The following is a 14,976-nucleotide window of genomic DNA, read 5'->3' as shown; positions in this document are numbered from 1 at the left end:
TGTGAAGTCAGGTGGTAGTTGTGGCGGCTGGGCCGAGTTTGGGCTCCAGCCGCGTAGCGGCGGCGAGGTAGACGGCGGCGAGGATGCTGAAGATGTACGCCTGCACCATGCCGGTCAGCAGGCCGAGCAACGTCATCACCACCGGGAAAAGAAACGGCGTGATGGTGAGCAAGATGCCGACGATCATGGCGCCGCTCATCATGTTGCCGAACAGGCGCACGGCGAGCGCCAGCGTCCGCGAGACTTCACTGATGAGATTAAACGGCAGCATGATGAAGGTCGGCTCCAGATAGGACTTCAGGTAGCCAGCCAGACCTTGTTCGCGGATGCCGAACAGCGGTACTGCGACGAAAACGCACAGTGCCAGCGCGACGGTGGTCGATAACGACCCGGTAGGTGGCTCGTAGCCGGGAATCACCGTTGCCAGCGCGGCGGCGCCAACGAAAAGAAACAGTGTGCCCAGGAAGGCCAGGTAGCGCTCCGGCCGCTGCAAACCCACTTCACCGATCTGCTGCGTAATCCCGGTGACGACAATCTCCAGCAGATTCTGCCAGCGCGAGCGCTGGTGTTCGGTAGAGAGCTGGCGCGTGACCAGCATTGAGCCCAGTATCAGCACCGCCATCAAGGCCCAGGTGAAAACGATAGTGCTGTTGAGCTTTAGCAGCCCGTGCTGCCAGAAGATCAGTTGATCGGGGCTGAGGCGCATGACGGGCTCAATCGGGTTCGTCTGGAAAGGTGGTGATCGGTGTTGCTCTGGGTCTTCATCTTGGCGCCTTTACTTTGAATGTTCCACTCCTGCGGCATCGCCACCATCGCACTGAACCCCTGCCTTGACCTCTAGGCGAGCAGTCAAACGAACGACCAGCCAGCGTGCGAACCAGAATCCGAGCAGGCACGCTAGCACCCGGTGCCAATCGCCGGCGGAAACCAGGACAAAGCCCGTGGCGACACCAGCCATACGCAACAGCAGGCTGCCCCCGACCCACAGCGCCGGCCGGGGCGAAAGAACGGCCCGACGTACCGTCCACCACAGGCCACCAAAAAACAATAGCCCGAGCAGTCCGCCGGCAATGCCAGCGAGCAGAGGTGCAAGCAGGTTGTACATCGTCCGTCAGTCATTGACCGACGAATCGGCAGGGCGATCGGCCTCGTGCATGGCGCGATTCTGCTGGGCCACCCAGCGCCAAGCGTTCAAGCAGCCCAGCACCAAGCCGGCCATCAGCAAGGCCAGCGACCAAGGATGCGCGCCGGGGTGGTGCGCGTCGAGCCAGCTGCCCAGTGCCGCGCCGGCCAGCGTCGGCACCACCACCGACCAACCGACCAAGCCCATCATGCCGAGCCCCGACCAAACGCCCGGAGCACCGTCGCGCCGTGCGCGCAGCTTGCGTTCTGTCTTGGCATCCACCTGTTGGGCCGTCCGGTGGGACGGTGTCGGATCATTGGGCATGGAACCTCGCGAAGCGGCTGACGAAGCCGCTCTCCAACTTTTGCGTAGCCGCACGTGCGCCCCGTTCCAGCGCATCCAGCGTCAGGAAGTCACGTCGGACCGCATCGCGCAGGCTGGCCAAATCGGTGCCGCCCGACGCATGCCGCACCGATACCTGCACCTCGGCGCCGATCTTGACCAGCACGCCTTCATCGACGGCGATGAAGACTTCACCGTCCGCGGCGCTCTGATAGGTCAGGATACCCGGCACCAGCGCGGCAATGCAATCCTGCCGGTGCGGTAGCAGGCCAAACGACCCCTCGCACGTTTCGGCAACGATGCGCGACACATCGGCCTGGTCCACAAAGACCCGGAAGGGCAGCAACACCTTAAGGCGCATGGGCTACCTCAGGCGGCGCGATCTTTGCGGGTGATGGTGATGGTGCTTTAGCGCTGGGCGTTGCGTCGTCGGCCTTGGCGCCCGCCTTCACTTGCGAGATCGCACCGATCATGTACAGCGCGCTTTCAGGCCGGTCCTTGAACTCGTCGCCCAGGATACGTTCACAACCGTCGAGCGCGTCAGCCAGGCTGACCAGCTGCCCTGGCAGGCCGGTGAACTGCTCGGTGGTGAAGAAGGGCTGAGTCAAGAAGCGCTCCAGTCGGCGCGCCCGTGCGACGACACCACGGTCGGCTGGCGACAACTGCTCCAGGCCGAGCATGGCAATGATGTCCTTCAACTCAGCGTACTGCGCCAGGGTGCGCCGGATCTCTTGTGCGATGGCATAGTGGCGTTCGCCGACGATACCTGGCGTGGCCATCTTGGAGCTCGATTGCAGCGGATCGATAGCCGGAAAAAGGCCTTCCCCGGCCCGTTGGCGGGATAGTACGATGGACGCCGACAGGTGCGAGAAGGTGTGCACCGCCGCCGGGTCGGTAAAGTCGTCGGCGGGTACATAGACTGCCTGTATCGAAGTGATGGCACCGCTGTCGGTGTTGGCAATACGCTCTTCCAGACCCGACAACTCGGTGCCCATGGTCGGCTGGTAGCCCAAGCGCGAGGGCATCTGCCCCATCAGGCCAGAAACCTCGGAGCCGGCCTGGATGAAGCGAAAGATGTTGTCGATGAGCAGCAGTACATCGCGCTGTTCCTCATCACGAAAGTATTCGGCCATCGTCAACGCTGCCTGACCGACACGAAAGCGCGCGCCCGGCGGCTCGTTCATCTGGCCGAAAACCATCACCATGTTTTTCAGCACGCCCGCCTTTTGCATATCGGCGTACAGCTCCTGGCCTTCACGGCAGCGTTCGCCAATGCCGCAGAAGATGCTGACGCCCTGGTTCGCGCTCTGGTGCTGGCCGACCATGTTGTGGATCATCTCGGTCAGCAGCACCGTCTTACCCACGCCCGCACCACCGAACAGCCCGGCCTTGCCGCCAGCCTCCAGCGGCACCAGTACGTCGATCATCTTGATGCCCGTCTCAAAAATCACCGAGGTGGTGGAGCGATGGATCAGCGGCGGCGGCTCGCGGTGTACCGAGCGCCAGGACACGTCCTTGGGCTCCTCCTGGCGGTCAATGGCATGGCCGAACACGTCAAACATGCGTGACAGGATGGCTTTGCCCACCGGCGCCAGCAGCGGCCCACCGGTGTCCGTCACCGGCATGCCACGTGCCAAGCCCTGTGTCGCCGTAAGCGCGATGCCGCGCACGTGGCGGGCATCGACCTGGGTCAGCACCTCAATCGCCATCGCGCCATCGGCGCCAGCACGCAGTAAGGTGCGGATGGATGGCAGATGGCCCTCAAAGCGCGCGTCAACAACGCTGCCGCGCACCGCGGTAACTACACCCCGGTTTGGCTGAGCTGGCTCGATCCCCATGGTCTCAGCGCACCGGCCACTGAGTGACTGCGCAGTTTGGTATGAAGTCGAAGACGATGTTGCAATCGCGTGCCAAAACAACGCCGTAGCAGAGATTGCCGATAGTGCAGTCGAGTGGTCCGTCAAAGGTTCGTAGCATGAATTGCCTCCTTCGGTGATGAATGGGCGCAGAGCATCTAGCTTCTACCACTTTCCATCCACCATACGCCTTCTTTGGACTGTCCTCTGTTCGCCAGCGTACGGATGGCGTCGAGCTTCGCTCGCACTCGGTAATCCACCTAGACTACGCTAGCGATGCAGAGCATCTAGCTCCAGCCTGTCCCGAGCCCAGAAATGAAAAAAGCCCGCTAACATTTCTGCAGCGAGCTTTTCAATGCCTATAAGGCTTATATGGTGGGACGTGCGGGGGTCGAACCCACGACAAACGGATTAAAAGTCCGCTGCTCTACCAACTGAGCTAACGTCCCCAAATTTACTGATTTTTATTTCTACACACCAGTAAAGCCTTGAATTATAGCGTCAATTTTAACTGCATCAAGAAATTGTCGAGAAATTTTGTAAAATCCAGCCGGCAGCACATTGGCCAAATGTTGCGGTGACAGCGACGGAGGAGCCGTAACCGTGACAATTGAGTGTGCCATCGCCGCCCTCAATAGCGCACGATGCGTCAGGGGGCGCTACGGCCTCACGGCTGAAAACACAGGCCACGCCTATTTTCCGGCCTTCTCGGGGCGCGCCGTGGTTTTTGCGCAGACGGTTGCGTACCTGTGCCAGCAAGGGATCGTGCGTAACGGCGGCAAGGTCAGCAATATCGACTTGGTGCGCATGCCTTTTGCCGCCAGCAGCGCCGACAGTGATAAACAAATTGCCGGTGGCGCGCGCCCATTGCGCCATGGCGGTTTTGGCGGGCACCTGATCGCAGGCATCGATGACGCATTGCACATCGGGCGGCAAGATGGCAGGCCAATTAGCGGGTTCGACAAACTCTTCAATGCAGTGGACTTGGCAAGCGGGGTTGATCAAGGCAATGCGCTCGCGCATGGCCTGCACCTTGGCTTGGCCCAGAGTGCTGTCGAGTGCATGGATCTGCCGATTGATGTTGGATTCTGCAATATGGTCCAGATCAATCAAAGTCAGTCGGCCCACGCCACTGCGTGCCAGCGCCTCTGCCGCCCAAGAGCCGACACCACCCAGACCCACGACGGCCACATGGGCCGAGCGAATATGCGCTGCACCACGTACGCCATACAACCGCTCCAGTCCGCCAAAGCGGCGCTGCTGCGCTTCTGGCAGATCTGACACTGCAGCTGAAACCACCGGCAAAACGGCTAACTCATCCATCATTTCAGATGCGATAAACGCTCTTTGGCAGCCAGGGCAGCTTCAGACTGGGGATAGGCGCGTACCAAGTCTTCCAGCGTTTTGCGTGCTCCCTTGGTTTCCTTGAGCTCCAGCTGGCAGTTAGCGATGGACAAGGCAGCCTCGGGCGCACGGGCATGACTGGGAGAAGCAGACAGCAAAGCGTTAAAGTTACGAATGGCCTCTTTGTAATCGCGCGTAGCGTACTGTGCATTGCCCAGCCAGAACTGTGTGGAGGTCAGGTAGCCACTGCGCGGATACTGCTTGATGAAGCCTGTGAAGGCGGTTTTTGCCTCCGCAAACTTGCCGGCACGGAACATCGCCAAGGCGGCTTCAAAATCGCGTTTTTCTGCTGGATCAGCTTGAAACTCCTGGCCATCGACGGTGACTTTGAGCGGCTCGATCTGGCGCAGACGCTCATCGACACCTTGGGAAATGTCTTTTTGGCGACGCTGCAAATCGGCCACGTCGCGTATCAGCTGCTCGTTCTGGCCCTGAAGTTTGGCTGTTTCAGCACGCTGGGCATCGATCTGGGTTTGCAACTCCAGCAAGCTGCGGCGCAGTTGTGTGCTGTCGTCGCCGGAACGGCGCAAATCGTCACCGGCACGCTGGTTAGACTGCTGCAGCGTATCAATACGTTGGCGCAATTCAATAATGGCGCGGCGTGCCTCGCTGTCTTCAAACAATGCCGCATGGGAGGCCGGCACACAGACGCAAAAAAATGCCAGTGCACACAGCGCTCGCAAGGGCGAAACCAGAGCCTGCGTGGACATCAGCGGTACGACAACTCGACGCGGCGGTTCTGTGCGTAGGCGTCTTCGCTGTGTCCAGTCATGGCAGGTTTTTCTTTGCCGAAGCTCACAGCTTCTACCTGCGCGCTGGGTACGCCCAGCAAGCCCAGGGCGCGGCTGACGGCTTCGGCACGTTTTTGTCCCAGGGCGAGGTTGTATTCACGTCCGCCACGCTCATCGGTGTGGCCCTCCAGCATCACCTTGCGTGCTGGATTGGCCTTGATAAAACGCGCATGCGACTCGATCAGGGACTGGTAATCGCCCTTGATGCTGTAGCTGTCGTAATCAAAATACAAAATCCGGCTCATGCCCACAGGCCCTGCCGCATCGCGGCCGGATTGCGAAAGATCGACCCCGGCAACACCGCTTTGTCCGGCATTGCCCGAGTTGGCGCCGTTGCCGTCGGTGGTGGAAAGCGGAGTGCCAGCCTTGTCTTCCACAGGCACATTGTCAAGATCAACGCCAGAACTGCAGCCTGCAATCAATGCAGCGGCAACAAGGGCGGAAGAAATACGTTTCATCATTTAAAAGAACTCCTGAAATTCAGCGATGGCGATAGAGACTGGACACTCATTGTTTCTGAAACGGCCCCCAATCGGGCTCACGAATATCACCACTCTGGCCGGCCAGACGGGCCTTGATTTTTCCATCCAGGGTCGTGGTCATGAGGGCTTCGCGGCCTTGTTGCTGTGTTGCATAAACGATCAAGCGGCTATTGGGCGCAAAGCTGGGACTTTCGTCGGCCGAGGTATCGGTGATAGCACTGACAACGCCGCTGGCAAGATCCATCACGTGCAGCTTGAAGGCCCCGCCGACACGCGAGATGTAGGCCAGCCAGCGGCCATCGGGGCTCAAGCTGGGCGAGATGTTGTAATTGCCCGAAAAAGTGACGCGCTCGGCACGGCCGCCGGTGCTGGCAACCTTGTAAATCTGCGGGGCACCGCCGCGGTCACTGACGAAATAAATGCTGCGGCCGTCGGCTGAATACACCGGCTCGGTATCAATGCCCGTGTTCTGCATCAGCCGGCGCGCTTCACCGCCATTGGCATCGATGGTGTAGAGCTGCGAGTTGCCATCACGGCTCAGGGTGAGCGCCAGACTCTGACCATTGGGAGCCCAGGCTGGAGCACTGTTGGATCCGCGGAAATTGGCAATCAGGCGACGCCGGCCAGAGGCCACATCGTGGACATACACCACGGGTTTGCGCGACTCAAACGACACGTAGGCAATTTGCCCGCCGCTGGGCGACCAAGCCGGCGAGATGATGGGCTCGGGGCTGGACAGCGCAGCCTGGGCATTTTCGCCATCGGCATCGGCGACCCACAGGCTATAGCGGGTTCCGGCCTTGGTGACATAGACGATGCGCGTTGAAAACACACCACGCTCACCGGTGAGTTTTTCGTAGACGTAATCGGCAATGCGGTGCGCCACCAAGCGCAGGTCCCCTTGCGAGATGACATAGCTTTGCCCACCCAGGTCTTCGCCGCGCACCACATCCCACAGACGAAAGCGCACATCAAAGCGACCGTCCGCCAAGCGCGCAATGCTGCCAGTGACCAGTGAATCGGCATTTTTCTGCTTCCACAGCGCCACATCGGGGCGTGAGGTTTCATCCAGTACCGCTCCAGACGCATCAATCGCACGAAACTGGCCGCTGCGCTCCAAGTCGGCCTGCACGATGCTGCTGATTTTTTGTGGAGACTGTGCCTCGCCACGAAACGGCGCCAAGGCAACAGGCAACTGTGTCAGTCCGACGCCGGAAACCTCGACGCGAAACTGTGCCAACGCGGGCAATGCCGACGAAGCCATCAGAGCGGCTATGACATGGCGGCGGGAGGGGTGCGGCACGGCCGCGGCGGGCAGGATCATAAGCAATGGGTGAATGGTCATTCGCAAAAAAGCAACCGGATGATGGCTGGATGTCAGCCTGCTATGTTACACACTGACAAAGGCTGCCAATGTGACAAACTGTTGAAAGACGGGTGTCAATCGTAGAATTCGCCCTACATGCAAGCCCCTGATCCCAGCGCACCGCCGCTATCTTCCGCAACAACAGCACCACCGACACCTGCACAGTCCGAGCGCCTGCTCGCTCGTCTGCGGCGCCTCTCGGTCTACTTTGGCCACCAGCGCCTGGCCTGGACACTGGCAGTCGTCGCCACTCTGGTCGGCGCCATCACCGAACCCCTCATTCCAGCACTGCTCAAGCCGCTGCTGGACCGCGGCTTTACCGAAGGTGCACTCTCCCTGTGGACAGTTCCGCTGGCCATCATGGGGGTGTTTGTGGTGCGTGGCACAGCGCAATTCGTCGGCCAATATGCGCTGGCACGCATTGCCAATGAAGGTATGTTGATCTTGCGCCAGACACTGTTTGCCCGCTTGCTGGCGGCAGACATGGGCCTGTTTGCGCGCCAGTCGGCCAGCGCCCTGTCCAATACCGTGGTGTATGAAGTACAAACTGGCGCCACGCTGCTGGTGCAAGCGCTGCTGGGGCTGTCGCGCGATGGCTTCACGCTGCTGGCCCTGCTGGGCTACCTGATGTACCTGAACTGGCAGTTGACGCTGATCGTCACGGTGATCGTGCCGGGCGTGGCCTGGATCATGAAAACTCTGTCACGGCGCCTCTACAGTCTGACCAAACGCAGCCAAAAGGCCACCGACGAACTGGCCTACGTGGTCGAAGAAAACGTGCTGGCACACCGCATGGTGCGATTGCATGGCGCACAGACCGGCCAAGCTGAGCGCTTTAGCGTGCTCAGCCACAGCCTGCGCCGGCTGGCCATCAAATCCACCATTGCCTCTTCAGCCATGACGCCGCTGACGCAGTTGCTGGCCGCTGCAGCGCTGTCCACGGTGATTTGTGTCGCCCTGTGGCAAAGCCGCTCGGCCACCGGACCGCACGATGTGACAGTGGGCGGTTTTGTTGCTTTCATCACCGCCATGCTGATGCTGATCGCGCCGATACGGCGCCTGGCAGACGTGGCCAACCCCATCACACGCGGCGTAGCAGCACTGGAACGCGGCATGGCGCTGCTGGGCGACACGCCGGCTGAAACCGGTGGCAGCTACGCACCCCAGCAGGTGCAAGGCGCCATCAGTCTGCAAGGTGTCAGCGTGGCGTTTGCCGCCGACCAGGCCCCGGCGCTGGACAACATCAGCCTGCATATTCAACCGGGTGAAATCGTCGCCCTGGTCGGCCCGTCCGGGGCCGGCAAGACAACCCTGGTCAATCTGCTACCGCGTTTTATTGCGCCGTCCAAGGGCCAGGTGCTGCTTGATGAGCACGCCCTGCCTGACTGGCAATTGGACAGCTTGCGCGCGCAGTTTGCGCTGGTCAGCCAGGACGTGGTGATGTTCAACGACAGCATTGCCGCCAATGTCGCCTTGGGCGCTGCAGTGGACGTAGTGCGAGTACAGGAATGCCTGGCCGCCGCCAATCTGGCCGAGCATATAGCCGCCCTACCCCAAGGCATCCATACCGTACTGGGTCACAACGCAGTGCAGCTATCGGGCGGGCAGCGCCAGCGGCTGGCGATTGCACGCGCACTCTACAAAAATGCGCCGATTCTGATTCTGGACGAAGCCACCTCGGCACTCGATACCGAATCCGAGCGACTGGTGCAAGAAGCCTTGCAACGCCTGATGCGCGGGCGCACCACGCTGGTGATTGCGCACCGGCTCTCGACCATCGAACACGCCGACCGCGTAGTAGTGATGGAGCGCGGGCGCATTGCCGAGCAAGGCACACACGCCGAACTCATGGCCTTGGGCGGGCTGTACGCCCGGCTGCAAACGCGCCCTCACGTGGCCTGATATCCACCTACCACTTGCCTCGATCGGGTTGGCGCTGGCGCACCGCCGCCGCAATGGCTTGGGCCACATCCGAGCGCTCGGCACGCAAGGCGAAGTCGGCAGCACTCAGGCCCAGCTGATTTTTCAGTGCAGGATCTGCGCCCTCGTCGAGCAGCAATTGCGCCACTTCGCGCGTACCGTACTGCGCCGCCATCATCAGCGGCGTGGTGCCATTGGGCGAGGCGGCATCAATATAGGCATAGTGCTCCAGCAGCAGCGCCACAATGGCAACTTGTTGCGGCTGCACCCCGGAAGCCGCATAGTGCAGCGGCGTCCAGCCGGTTTTATTGACGTCGGCGTCGCGCGCAATCAGCGCCTGCACCACCTCGTTATGGCCCTTGATGGCGGCCAACATGAGGGCGCTCTCATCGTTCGCATTGAGTGCACTCACCTGGAGCTGGGGTGCTTTCAGCAGCGCCTGGACGGCACGCAGCGCGTCTAGCTTCAATGCCAAGGTCAAACCCACCTGGCCCTGCAAATTACGCGTATTGGGGTCAAAACCCCGGCCCAGTAACGCCGTAATGGCAGCGCCGTTATCGCGCTGAATAGCAGTGAAAAAATCCTCATGCGACCCCGCCCGTGCGCCCAGGGCGCCCCCTAGCAACGCCAGCCCCAGCACTGCACGTCGGCCCACCCCTCTCTCAGCCCTCTCAGCCCTACCCACCATTCCTGTCATGCCAAAACCCCTGTAAACAAAGCGTCAAAATTGCGGCTGGTGGCCTGCGCCACGTCTTCCAGCGCCATACCACGCACGCTGGCCACCTGCTGCGCCACCCACGGCACATAAGACGGGTTATTGGTCTTGCCGCGATACGGCACCGGCGCCAGATACGGGCTATCGGTTTCAATCAGCAAGCGATCCATCGGCACAAAAGCCACTACGTCGCGCAGCGCCTGCGCACTCTTGAAGGTGATGATGCCGGAAAACGAGATGTAGTAACCCAGATCCAGCGCCGCCCGCGCCACCTCGGCCGACTCGGTGAAGCAATGGAAGACGCCGCCGGCGCGATTGCGGGTGCCATCCTCCCCCTCCTCGCGCAAGATGGCCAGCGTGTCGTCAGCGGCGCTGCGTGTGTGCACCACCAACGGCTTGGCGCAGGCGCGCGCGGCGCGGATATGGGTGCGAAAGCGCTCGCGCTGCCACTCCAGATCGGCAATGCTGCGCCCGCCTTTGCGGTCTTCCATGCCGTAGTAATCGAGGCCGGTTTCACCAATCGCCACCACACGCGCCAGCGCGGCGCGATCCAAAAGATCTTGCACCGACGGCTCGGCAATGCCCTCGTTGTCGGGATGCACACCGACCGAGCACCAAAAGTTGTCATGCGCCAATGCCAGCGCATGGACGCCGTCAAACTCTTCCAGCGTAGTGCAAATGCACAGCGCCCGACCCACCTGCGCCGCTGCCATGGCCTGGCGGATGGCAGGCAACTGCTCAGCCAGTTCCGGAAAATTGAGGTGGCAATGCGAATCGGTAAACATGGACCTCCAACAACAAAAATAAAAAACAATGCCGACCGGCACGCAGCGGGTCGGCACGGCACAACGCAAAAAATCAAATGGTTTGCGTCGGCTTGTCCGATCCCAGCGCTGTCCCCAAAATTTCTTCAATTTTGAGTTTCAACTGGCGCGACTTGTCATCTTTGGGGAACTGGATGCCCACCCCCTGGACGCGGTTGCCACCGGCGCGTGCTGGCGTTACCCAAGCCACCCGGCCAGCGACCGGATAGCGCTGCGTATCGTCAGGCAAAGTGAGCAGCACATACACATCGTCTCCCAATTTGTATTCCCGGGGGGTTGGCACAAAAATGCCGCCTTCGATAAAAAAGGGAATGTAGGCAGCATACAAACCAGCTTTCTCTTTGATGGCCAGCTGCATGACGCTGGGGCGGGGGGCGGTCGAAGGGCTGCTCATAAGTGGGGGGGCGGGTAAAACGGCGTTGAAATGGCGGGCTATTAGCAGATTACTGGCGCGAGTGTAGGGCGTTGCGCGCTTGGGCAGCCAAGGCCTCCAGCATCAGGCCGGGGTTGAAAGGGTGCTCAGCGGTGCGTGCAGCGGTGCTCAGCGCACGCGACCAGCGCGTCAGCGGGCCGATGGCCGGGACATCGGGCAAATCAGCCAGCGCAAAATAACGCGGCACCGCACCCACGCACAGCGCCAGCAAGTCGTGGCAGAGCTTTTGCAGCGCTTCGATGGCCTGCGGCGGCGTCCAGTCGGTCAGCGCACTGGCATCGCCGCGCAGCATCGCCTGGGGCAATTGCGCCCAGCTCTGCGGGTTGCAGCCCGATTGGAACAGCGCCAGCGCATCGTCCGGCCGACCACCGCTGATGCGCAAAAACACCTCGGCTACATCGACTGGCAGGCCCTGTGCGGTCAGCCAGTGCAGCATATCGGCCTGCGCTGGCCAGGCCATGGTATGGCCCAGGCAGCGGCTGCGAATGGTCGGCAGCAACTGGTGCGCGGCCTCGCTGGCCAGCACAAAGCGCACCTCCCCGGGAGGCTCTTCCAGGGTTTTCAGCAGCGCATTGGCCGTGACTACGTTCATCTGCTCGGCTGGGTACACCAGCACCGCCTTGCCCCGGCCACGCGCACTGGTGCGCTGGGTAAATTCCACCGCTTGGCGCATGGCATCGACGCGAATTTCGCGGCTGGGTTTGCGCTTTTTATCGTCAAGATCGGCCTGCGCCTTTTCTGGCAGCGGCCAGCCGCGCGCCAGCATTTGCACCTCGGGCATCAACACGCACAGATCGGCATGGGTGCGCACATCGATAGCGTGGCAACTGCCGCAGACGCCGCACGCGCCCTGCTCGATTGGCGCCTCGCACAGCCAGGCGCGCACCAACTCCAGCGCCAGCTGAAACTGCCCCAGGCCCGACGGCCCCTGCAACAACCAGGCGTGTCCCTGCTGCGCCAGCAAGCGGCTGCGCTGCGCGGCAATCCAGGAGGCCAGCACCGGACGGGTCACAGTGCGGTGCCTTGCACGGCCAGCCAGCCGCGCTGAACGAACACGTCCATGATTTGCTGCCACACCGCCACGCGCTCTTGCGCCGCGTCGATGCGGGCAAAGCGCTGCGGCGCAGCAGCGGCGCGGTCGGCATAGCCTTGCGCCACACGGCGGAAAAATTCGGCCGGCTGCGCCTCAAAACGGTCGGGCACGCGCGCACCCGCCAGGCGCTGGGCGGCCACGTCGGGCGCCAAATCAAACCACAGCGTCAGCTGCGGTTCATGCATCAAATTGGCCTCTAGCCCAATGCCTGTCTGCGCCATACGCTCCAGTATCGATAGCGCCTGCAGATCAAAGCCGCGCCCCGCGCCCTGGTAGGCAAAGGTGGCGTCGGTAAAGCGGTCGCACAGCACCACGTCGCCACGCGCCAGCGCCGGAACGATCACTTGGCACAGGTGGTCGCGCCGCGCAGCAAACACCAGCAACGACTCGGTGAGCGCGTCCATAGCGTCGTGCAGCAGCAGTTCGCGCAGCTTTTCGGCCAGCGGCGTGCCGCCGGGCTCGCGCGTGCACACCACGCTGCGACTCTGGGCGCGAAAGGCGTCGGCCAGGCCCTCGATGTGAGAGGATTTGCCGGCACCGTCGATGCCCTCAAAGCTGATGAACAAGCCGGTCGGCGCCATGGTTGGATCTTTCTGCAACACGGGATTCATTGACCACGCTGGTAGCGGTTGACGGCGCGGTTGTGCTCGCCCAGCGACTCGCTGAAATGGCTGGTGCCATCGCCCTTGGCAACGAAATACAACGCACGGGTCGCGGCGGGCTGCACGGCGGCCAGCAGTGCCGCCTTGCCGGGCATGGCAATCGGCGTGGGCGGCAGGCCAGAGCGGGTGTAGGTGTTCCAGGGCGTGTCGGCCTGCAAGTCGCGCTTGCGCAGATTGCCATCAAATTTTTCGCCCAGGCCGTAGATCACCGTCGGGTCGGTCTGCAACGACATGCCAACGCGCAGACGGTTGCTGAACACGCCGGCGATCTGTGCGCGGTCGCTGGGGCGACCCGTTTCTTTCTCGACAATGCTGGCCAGAATCAAGGCGTCGTCCGCGCTTTTGAGCGGTGTATCGCTGGCGCGCTGGCTCCACGCGGCCTCCAAGCGCCGGTCCATGGCGTGCAGGGCGCGGCGCAGTACGGCCAAATCACTGCTGCCTTTGGCGTAGGTGTAGGTATCAGGGAAAAACCGCCCCTCAGGCACCACGCCGGGGCGCGCCAGACGCACCATCAGATCAACATCGGACAGGGCTGCGCTGTCGTGTTTGATGCCGTTCTCACGCGCCAGCGCCGCACGCACCTGGCGAAAATTCCAACCCTCGACCAGCGTCAGCGCCTGCAGGCTTTCTTCACCACGCGCCAGTTTTTGCAGCAGGCTGTAGGGCGTGGTACCGGGGGGGATTTCATAGTTTCCCGCCTTCATGCGCCGATCCAGCCCCGAGACCCGGAACCACGCATACAGCAGCCGCGCGTCAACGCGCACGCCGGCGGCCTCGACGTTGCGTGCCACGCCCCGGGGCGAGGTGCCGGGTTCAATTTCCAGCTCCAGCGCCGCATTGCCCACGGGCATCGGGGTGTATACCCACCACACGGCCGCGCCCCCCAGCGCCAAAGCCAAAAACAATAACCAAGACAACAAACGCAGCACAACCTTGCAACCTGTAAGAGAGGGAGCGGGCATCATAATTCAGCCATGACTTCGAATCTTGACGGCATTACCCCCCTGCTCCACCTTGGCGTGATCCGCGCCGAGGGTGACGATGCAGCCAAATTTCTGCATGGCCAGTTGACACAAGACTTTGTTTTACTGGGCCTGCAGGAAGCGCGCTTGGCAGCGTTTTTGTCGGCCAAAGGCCGGATGCAAGCCAGCTTCATCGGCTTCAAGCGCAGCCCCACCGAAATTTTGCTGATCTGCAGCCGCGACCTGCTGGCGCCGACGCTCAAGCGCCTGTCGATGTTTGTCATGCGTGCCAAAGCCAAACTGAGCGACGCCAGCGACGAATTTGCGCTCTACGGCATTGCTGGCAATACTCTGCTTTCAATAGCTGACAGCGCACAGCCTGCTTGGGTAAAAGCCGATTTTTATGCTGCAAGCCTGGTACACCTGCCCAGCGCCTGCGGCCAGCCGCGCGCTTTATGGGTGGCACCAGCCACGCAGGCCGCCCCCGTTGGCCCCGCGTTGGACCCGGCGCTGTGGGCCTGGGGCGAAGTGCACAGCGGCGTTGCCACCTTGAGCGCACCCCTGGTCGATGCCTTCGTGCCGCAAATGCTGAACTACGAGTCGGTCGGTGGTGTCAGCTTCAAAAAAGGCTGCTACCCCGGCCAAGAAGTCGTGGCGCGCAGCCAGTTTCGCGGTGCCATCAAGCGGCGCACTTATCTGGCGCACGCGCCGCTGGCACTGGAAGTGGGCACATCGGTATTTGCGCCAGACGACCTGGAGCAGCCCTGTGGCACCGTGCTACAGGCCGCTGCCGCCCCCGCTGGCGGCTGGGATGCGCTGGTGGCGCTACAAATCAGCGCCGCTGAAGCCGGTGCCCTGCACGTGGGCGCTGGTGATGGCCCGGCACTGACGCTGGGCCCCCTACCCTACGTCCTGCTGGAAGATCTGTAAAAAATCATCAAATATGGCGCAAACCCTTATGGTGAAAGCGCTAGCAGCTAGCAAAACAGGAATTCATCCCGCA

General features: G+C 61.8%; 17 protein-coding genes and 1 tRNA gene. 2 read left to right on the top strand and 16 right to left on the bottom strand.

Going from position 1 to position 14,976, the window contains the following annotated elements; genetic code table 11:
* Window positions 1–7: 7 nt before the first annotated feature.
* The 10 genes from Q390_RS0104695 to tolB all read right to left on the bottom strand — a co-directional run bounded on the left by Q390_RS0104695 (window position 8) and on the right by tolB (window position 7,343).
* Entirely contained in the window at window positions 8–706 is a 699-nt protein-coding gene (locus Q390_RS0104695; RefSeq protein ID WP_027995029.1) for a F0F1 ATP synthase subunit A, read from the bottom strand.
* A 69-nt stretch (window positions 707–775) separates the two neighbouring features.
* Window positions 776–1,105 carry an ATP synthase subunit I gene (locus tag Q390_RS0104690; RefSeq protein WP_027995028.1) on the bottom strand — a complete coding sequence of 110 codons (330 nt, stop codon included), beginning with the start codon at window positions 1,103–1,105 and terminating at the stop codon, window positions 776–778.
* Between the two features lie 6 nt (window positions 1,106–1,111).
* Window positions 1,112–1,447, bottom strand: coding sequence for an AtpZ/AtpI family protein (locus tag Q390_RS0104685; RefSeq protein ID WP_027995027.1), 336 nt, complete (start codon window positions 1,445–1,447; stop codon window positions 1,112–1,114).
* Window positions 1,437–1,826, bottom strand: coding sequence for a F0F1 ATP synthase subunit epsilon (locus Q390_RS0104680; protein ID WP_027995026.1), 390 nt, complete (start codon window positions 1,824–1,826; stop codon window positions 1,437–1,439). Before Q390_RS0104680 ends, Q390_RS0104685 begins: the two co-directional genes overlap by 11 nt.
* Window positions 1,816–3,303 (bottom strand): F0F1 ATP synthase subunit beta, encoded by a 1,488-nt coding sequence (gene atpD, locus Q390_RS0104675; protein WP_027995025.1) that lies wholly within the window; start codon window positions 3,301–3,303, stop codon window positions 1,816–1,818. The genes Q390_RS0104680 and atpD overlap by 11 nt, the downstream gene beginning before the upstream one ends.
* A 391-nt stretch (window positions 3,304–3,694) precedes the next feature.
* A tRNA-Lys gene (locus tag Q390_RS0104670) sits at window positions 3,695–3,770 on the bottom strand.
* 67 nt (window positions 3,771–3,837) lie between these two features.
* Window positions 3,838–4,644, bottom strand: coding sequence for a tRNA threonylcarbamoyladenosine dehydratase (locus tag Q390_RS0104665; protein ID WP_245606865.1), 807 nt, complete (start codon window positions 4,642–4,644; stop codon window positions 3,838–3,840).
* On the bottom strand, window positions 4,644–5,435 hold the full coding sequence (gene ybgF / locus Q390_RS0104660; protein WP_027995023.1) for a tol-pal system protein YbgF: 792 nt from the start codon (window positions 5,433–5,435) through the stop codon (window positions 4,644–4,646). The genes Q390_RS0104665 and ybgF overlap by 1 nt, the downstream gene beginning before the upstream one ends.
* Window positions 5,435–5,977: a peptidoglycan-associated lipoprotein Pal gene (pal, locus tag Q390_RS0104655; protein WP_027995022.1), complete on the bottom strand. Its 543-nt coding sequence runs from the start codon at window positions 5,975–5,977 to the stop codon at window positions 5,435–5,437. The genes ybgF and pal overlap by 1 nt, the downstream gene beginning before the upstream one ends.
* A gap of 46 nt (window positions 5,978–6,023) precedes the next feature.
* Window positions 6,024–7,343 carry a Tol-Pal system beta propeller repeat protein TolB gene (gene tolB / locus Q390_RS0104650; RefSeq protein ID WP_027995021.1) on the bottom strand — a complete coding sequence of 440 codons (1,320 nt, stop codon included), beginning with the start codon at window positions 7,341–7,343 and terminating at the stop codon, window positions 6,024–6,026.
* Window positions 7,344–7,460: 117 nt separating this feature from the next.
* Here tolB and msbA point away from each other — a divergent pair, with 117 nt between their 5' ends.
* Window positions 7,461–9,266 carry a lipid A export permease/ATP-binding protein MsbA gene (gene msbA / locus Q390_RS0104645; protein WP_027995020.1) on the top strand — a complete coding sequence of 602 codons (1,806 nt, stop codon included), beginning with the start codon at window positions 7,461–7,463 and terminating at the stop codon, window positions 9,264–9,266.
* Window positions 9,267–9,273: 7 nt separating this feature from the next.
* Here the strand turns inward: msbA and Q390_RS0104640 are convergent, their stop codons facing one another.
* From Q390_RS0104640 to mltG, 6 genes are all read right to left on the bottom strand, one after another.
* On the bottom strand, window positions 9,274–9,972 hold the full coding sequence (locus Q390_RS0104640; RefSeq protein ID WP_051603033.1) for an ankyrin repeat domain-containing protein: 699 nt from the start codon (window positions 9,970–9,972) through the stop codon (window positions 9,274–9,276).
* Window positions 9,973–9,977: 5 nt separating this feature from the next.
* A complete protein-coding gene (locus Q390_RS0104635; protein ID WP_027995018.1) occupies window positions 9,978–10,784 on the bottom strand; it encodes a TatD family hydrolase in 807 nt (268 codons plus the stop codon).
* Between the two features lie 73 nt (window positions 10,785–10,857).
* The gene (locus tag Q390_RS0104630; RefSeq protein WP_027995017.1) at window positions 10,858–11,217 is read right to left on the bottom strand and encodes a PilZ domain-containing protein; all 360 of its coding nucleotides are present in this window, start codon (window positions 11,215–11,217) and stop codon (window positions 10,858–10,860) included.
* A gap of 49 nt (window positions 11,218–11,266) precedes the next feature.
* On the bottom strand, window positions 11,267–12,268 hold the full coding sequence (locus tag Q390_RS0104625) for a DNA polymerase (RefSeq protein WP_027995016.1): 1,002 nt from the start codon (window positions 12,266–12,268) through the stop codon (window positions 11,267–11,269).
* Entirely contained in the window at window positions 12,265–12,930 is a 666-nt protein-coding gene (gene tmk, locus Q390_RS0104620; RefSeq protein ID WP_027995015.1) for a dTMP kinase, read from the bottom strand. The genes Q390_RS0104625 and tmk overlap by 4 nt, the downstream gene beginning before the upstream one ends.
* A 26-nt stretch (window positions 12,931–12,956) precedes the next feature.
* Window positions 12,957–13,976, bottom strand: coding sequence for an endolytic transglycosylase MltG (gene mltG, locus Q390_RS0104615; protein ID WP_051603032.1), 1,020 nt, complete (start codon window positions 13,974–13,976; stop codon window positions 12,957–12,959).
* A gap of 9 nt (window positions 13,977–13,985) precedes the next feature.
* Between mltG and ygfZ the strand changes: the two genes are divergently transcribed.
* The gene (ygfZ, locus tag Q390_RS0104610; protein WP_027995013.1) at window positions 13,986–14,903 is read left to right on the top strand and encodes a CAF17-like 4Fe-4S cluster assembly/insertion protein YgfZ; all 918 of its coding nucleotides are present in this window, start codon (window positions 13,986–13,988) and stop codon (window positions 14,901–14,903) included.
* Window positions 14,904–14,976: the final 73 nt, after the last annotated feature.

Source organism: Simplicispira psychrophila DSM 11588 (assembly GCF_000688255.1).
Lineage (GTDB): Bacteria > Pseudomonadota > Gammaproteobacteria > Burkholderiales > Burkholderiaceae_C > Simplicispira > Simplicispira psychrophila.
This window is presented reverse-complemented; position numbering and strand designations above follow the sequence as displayed.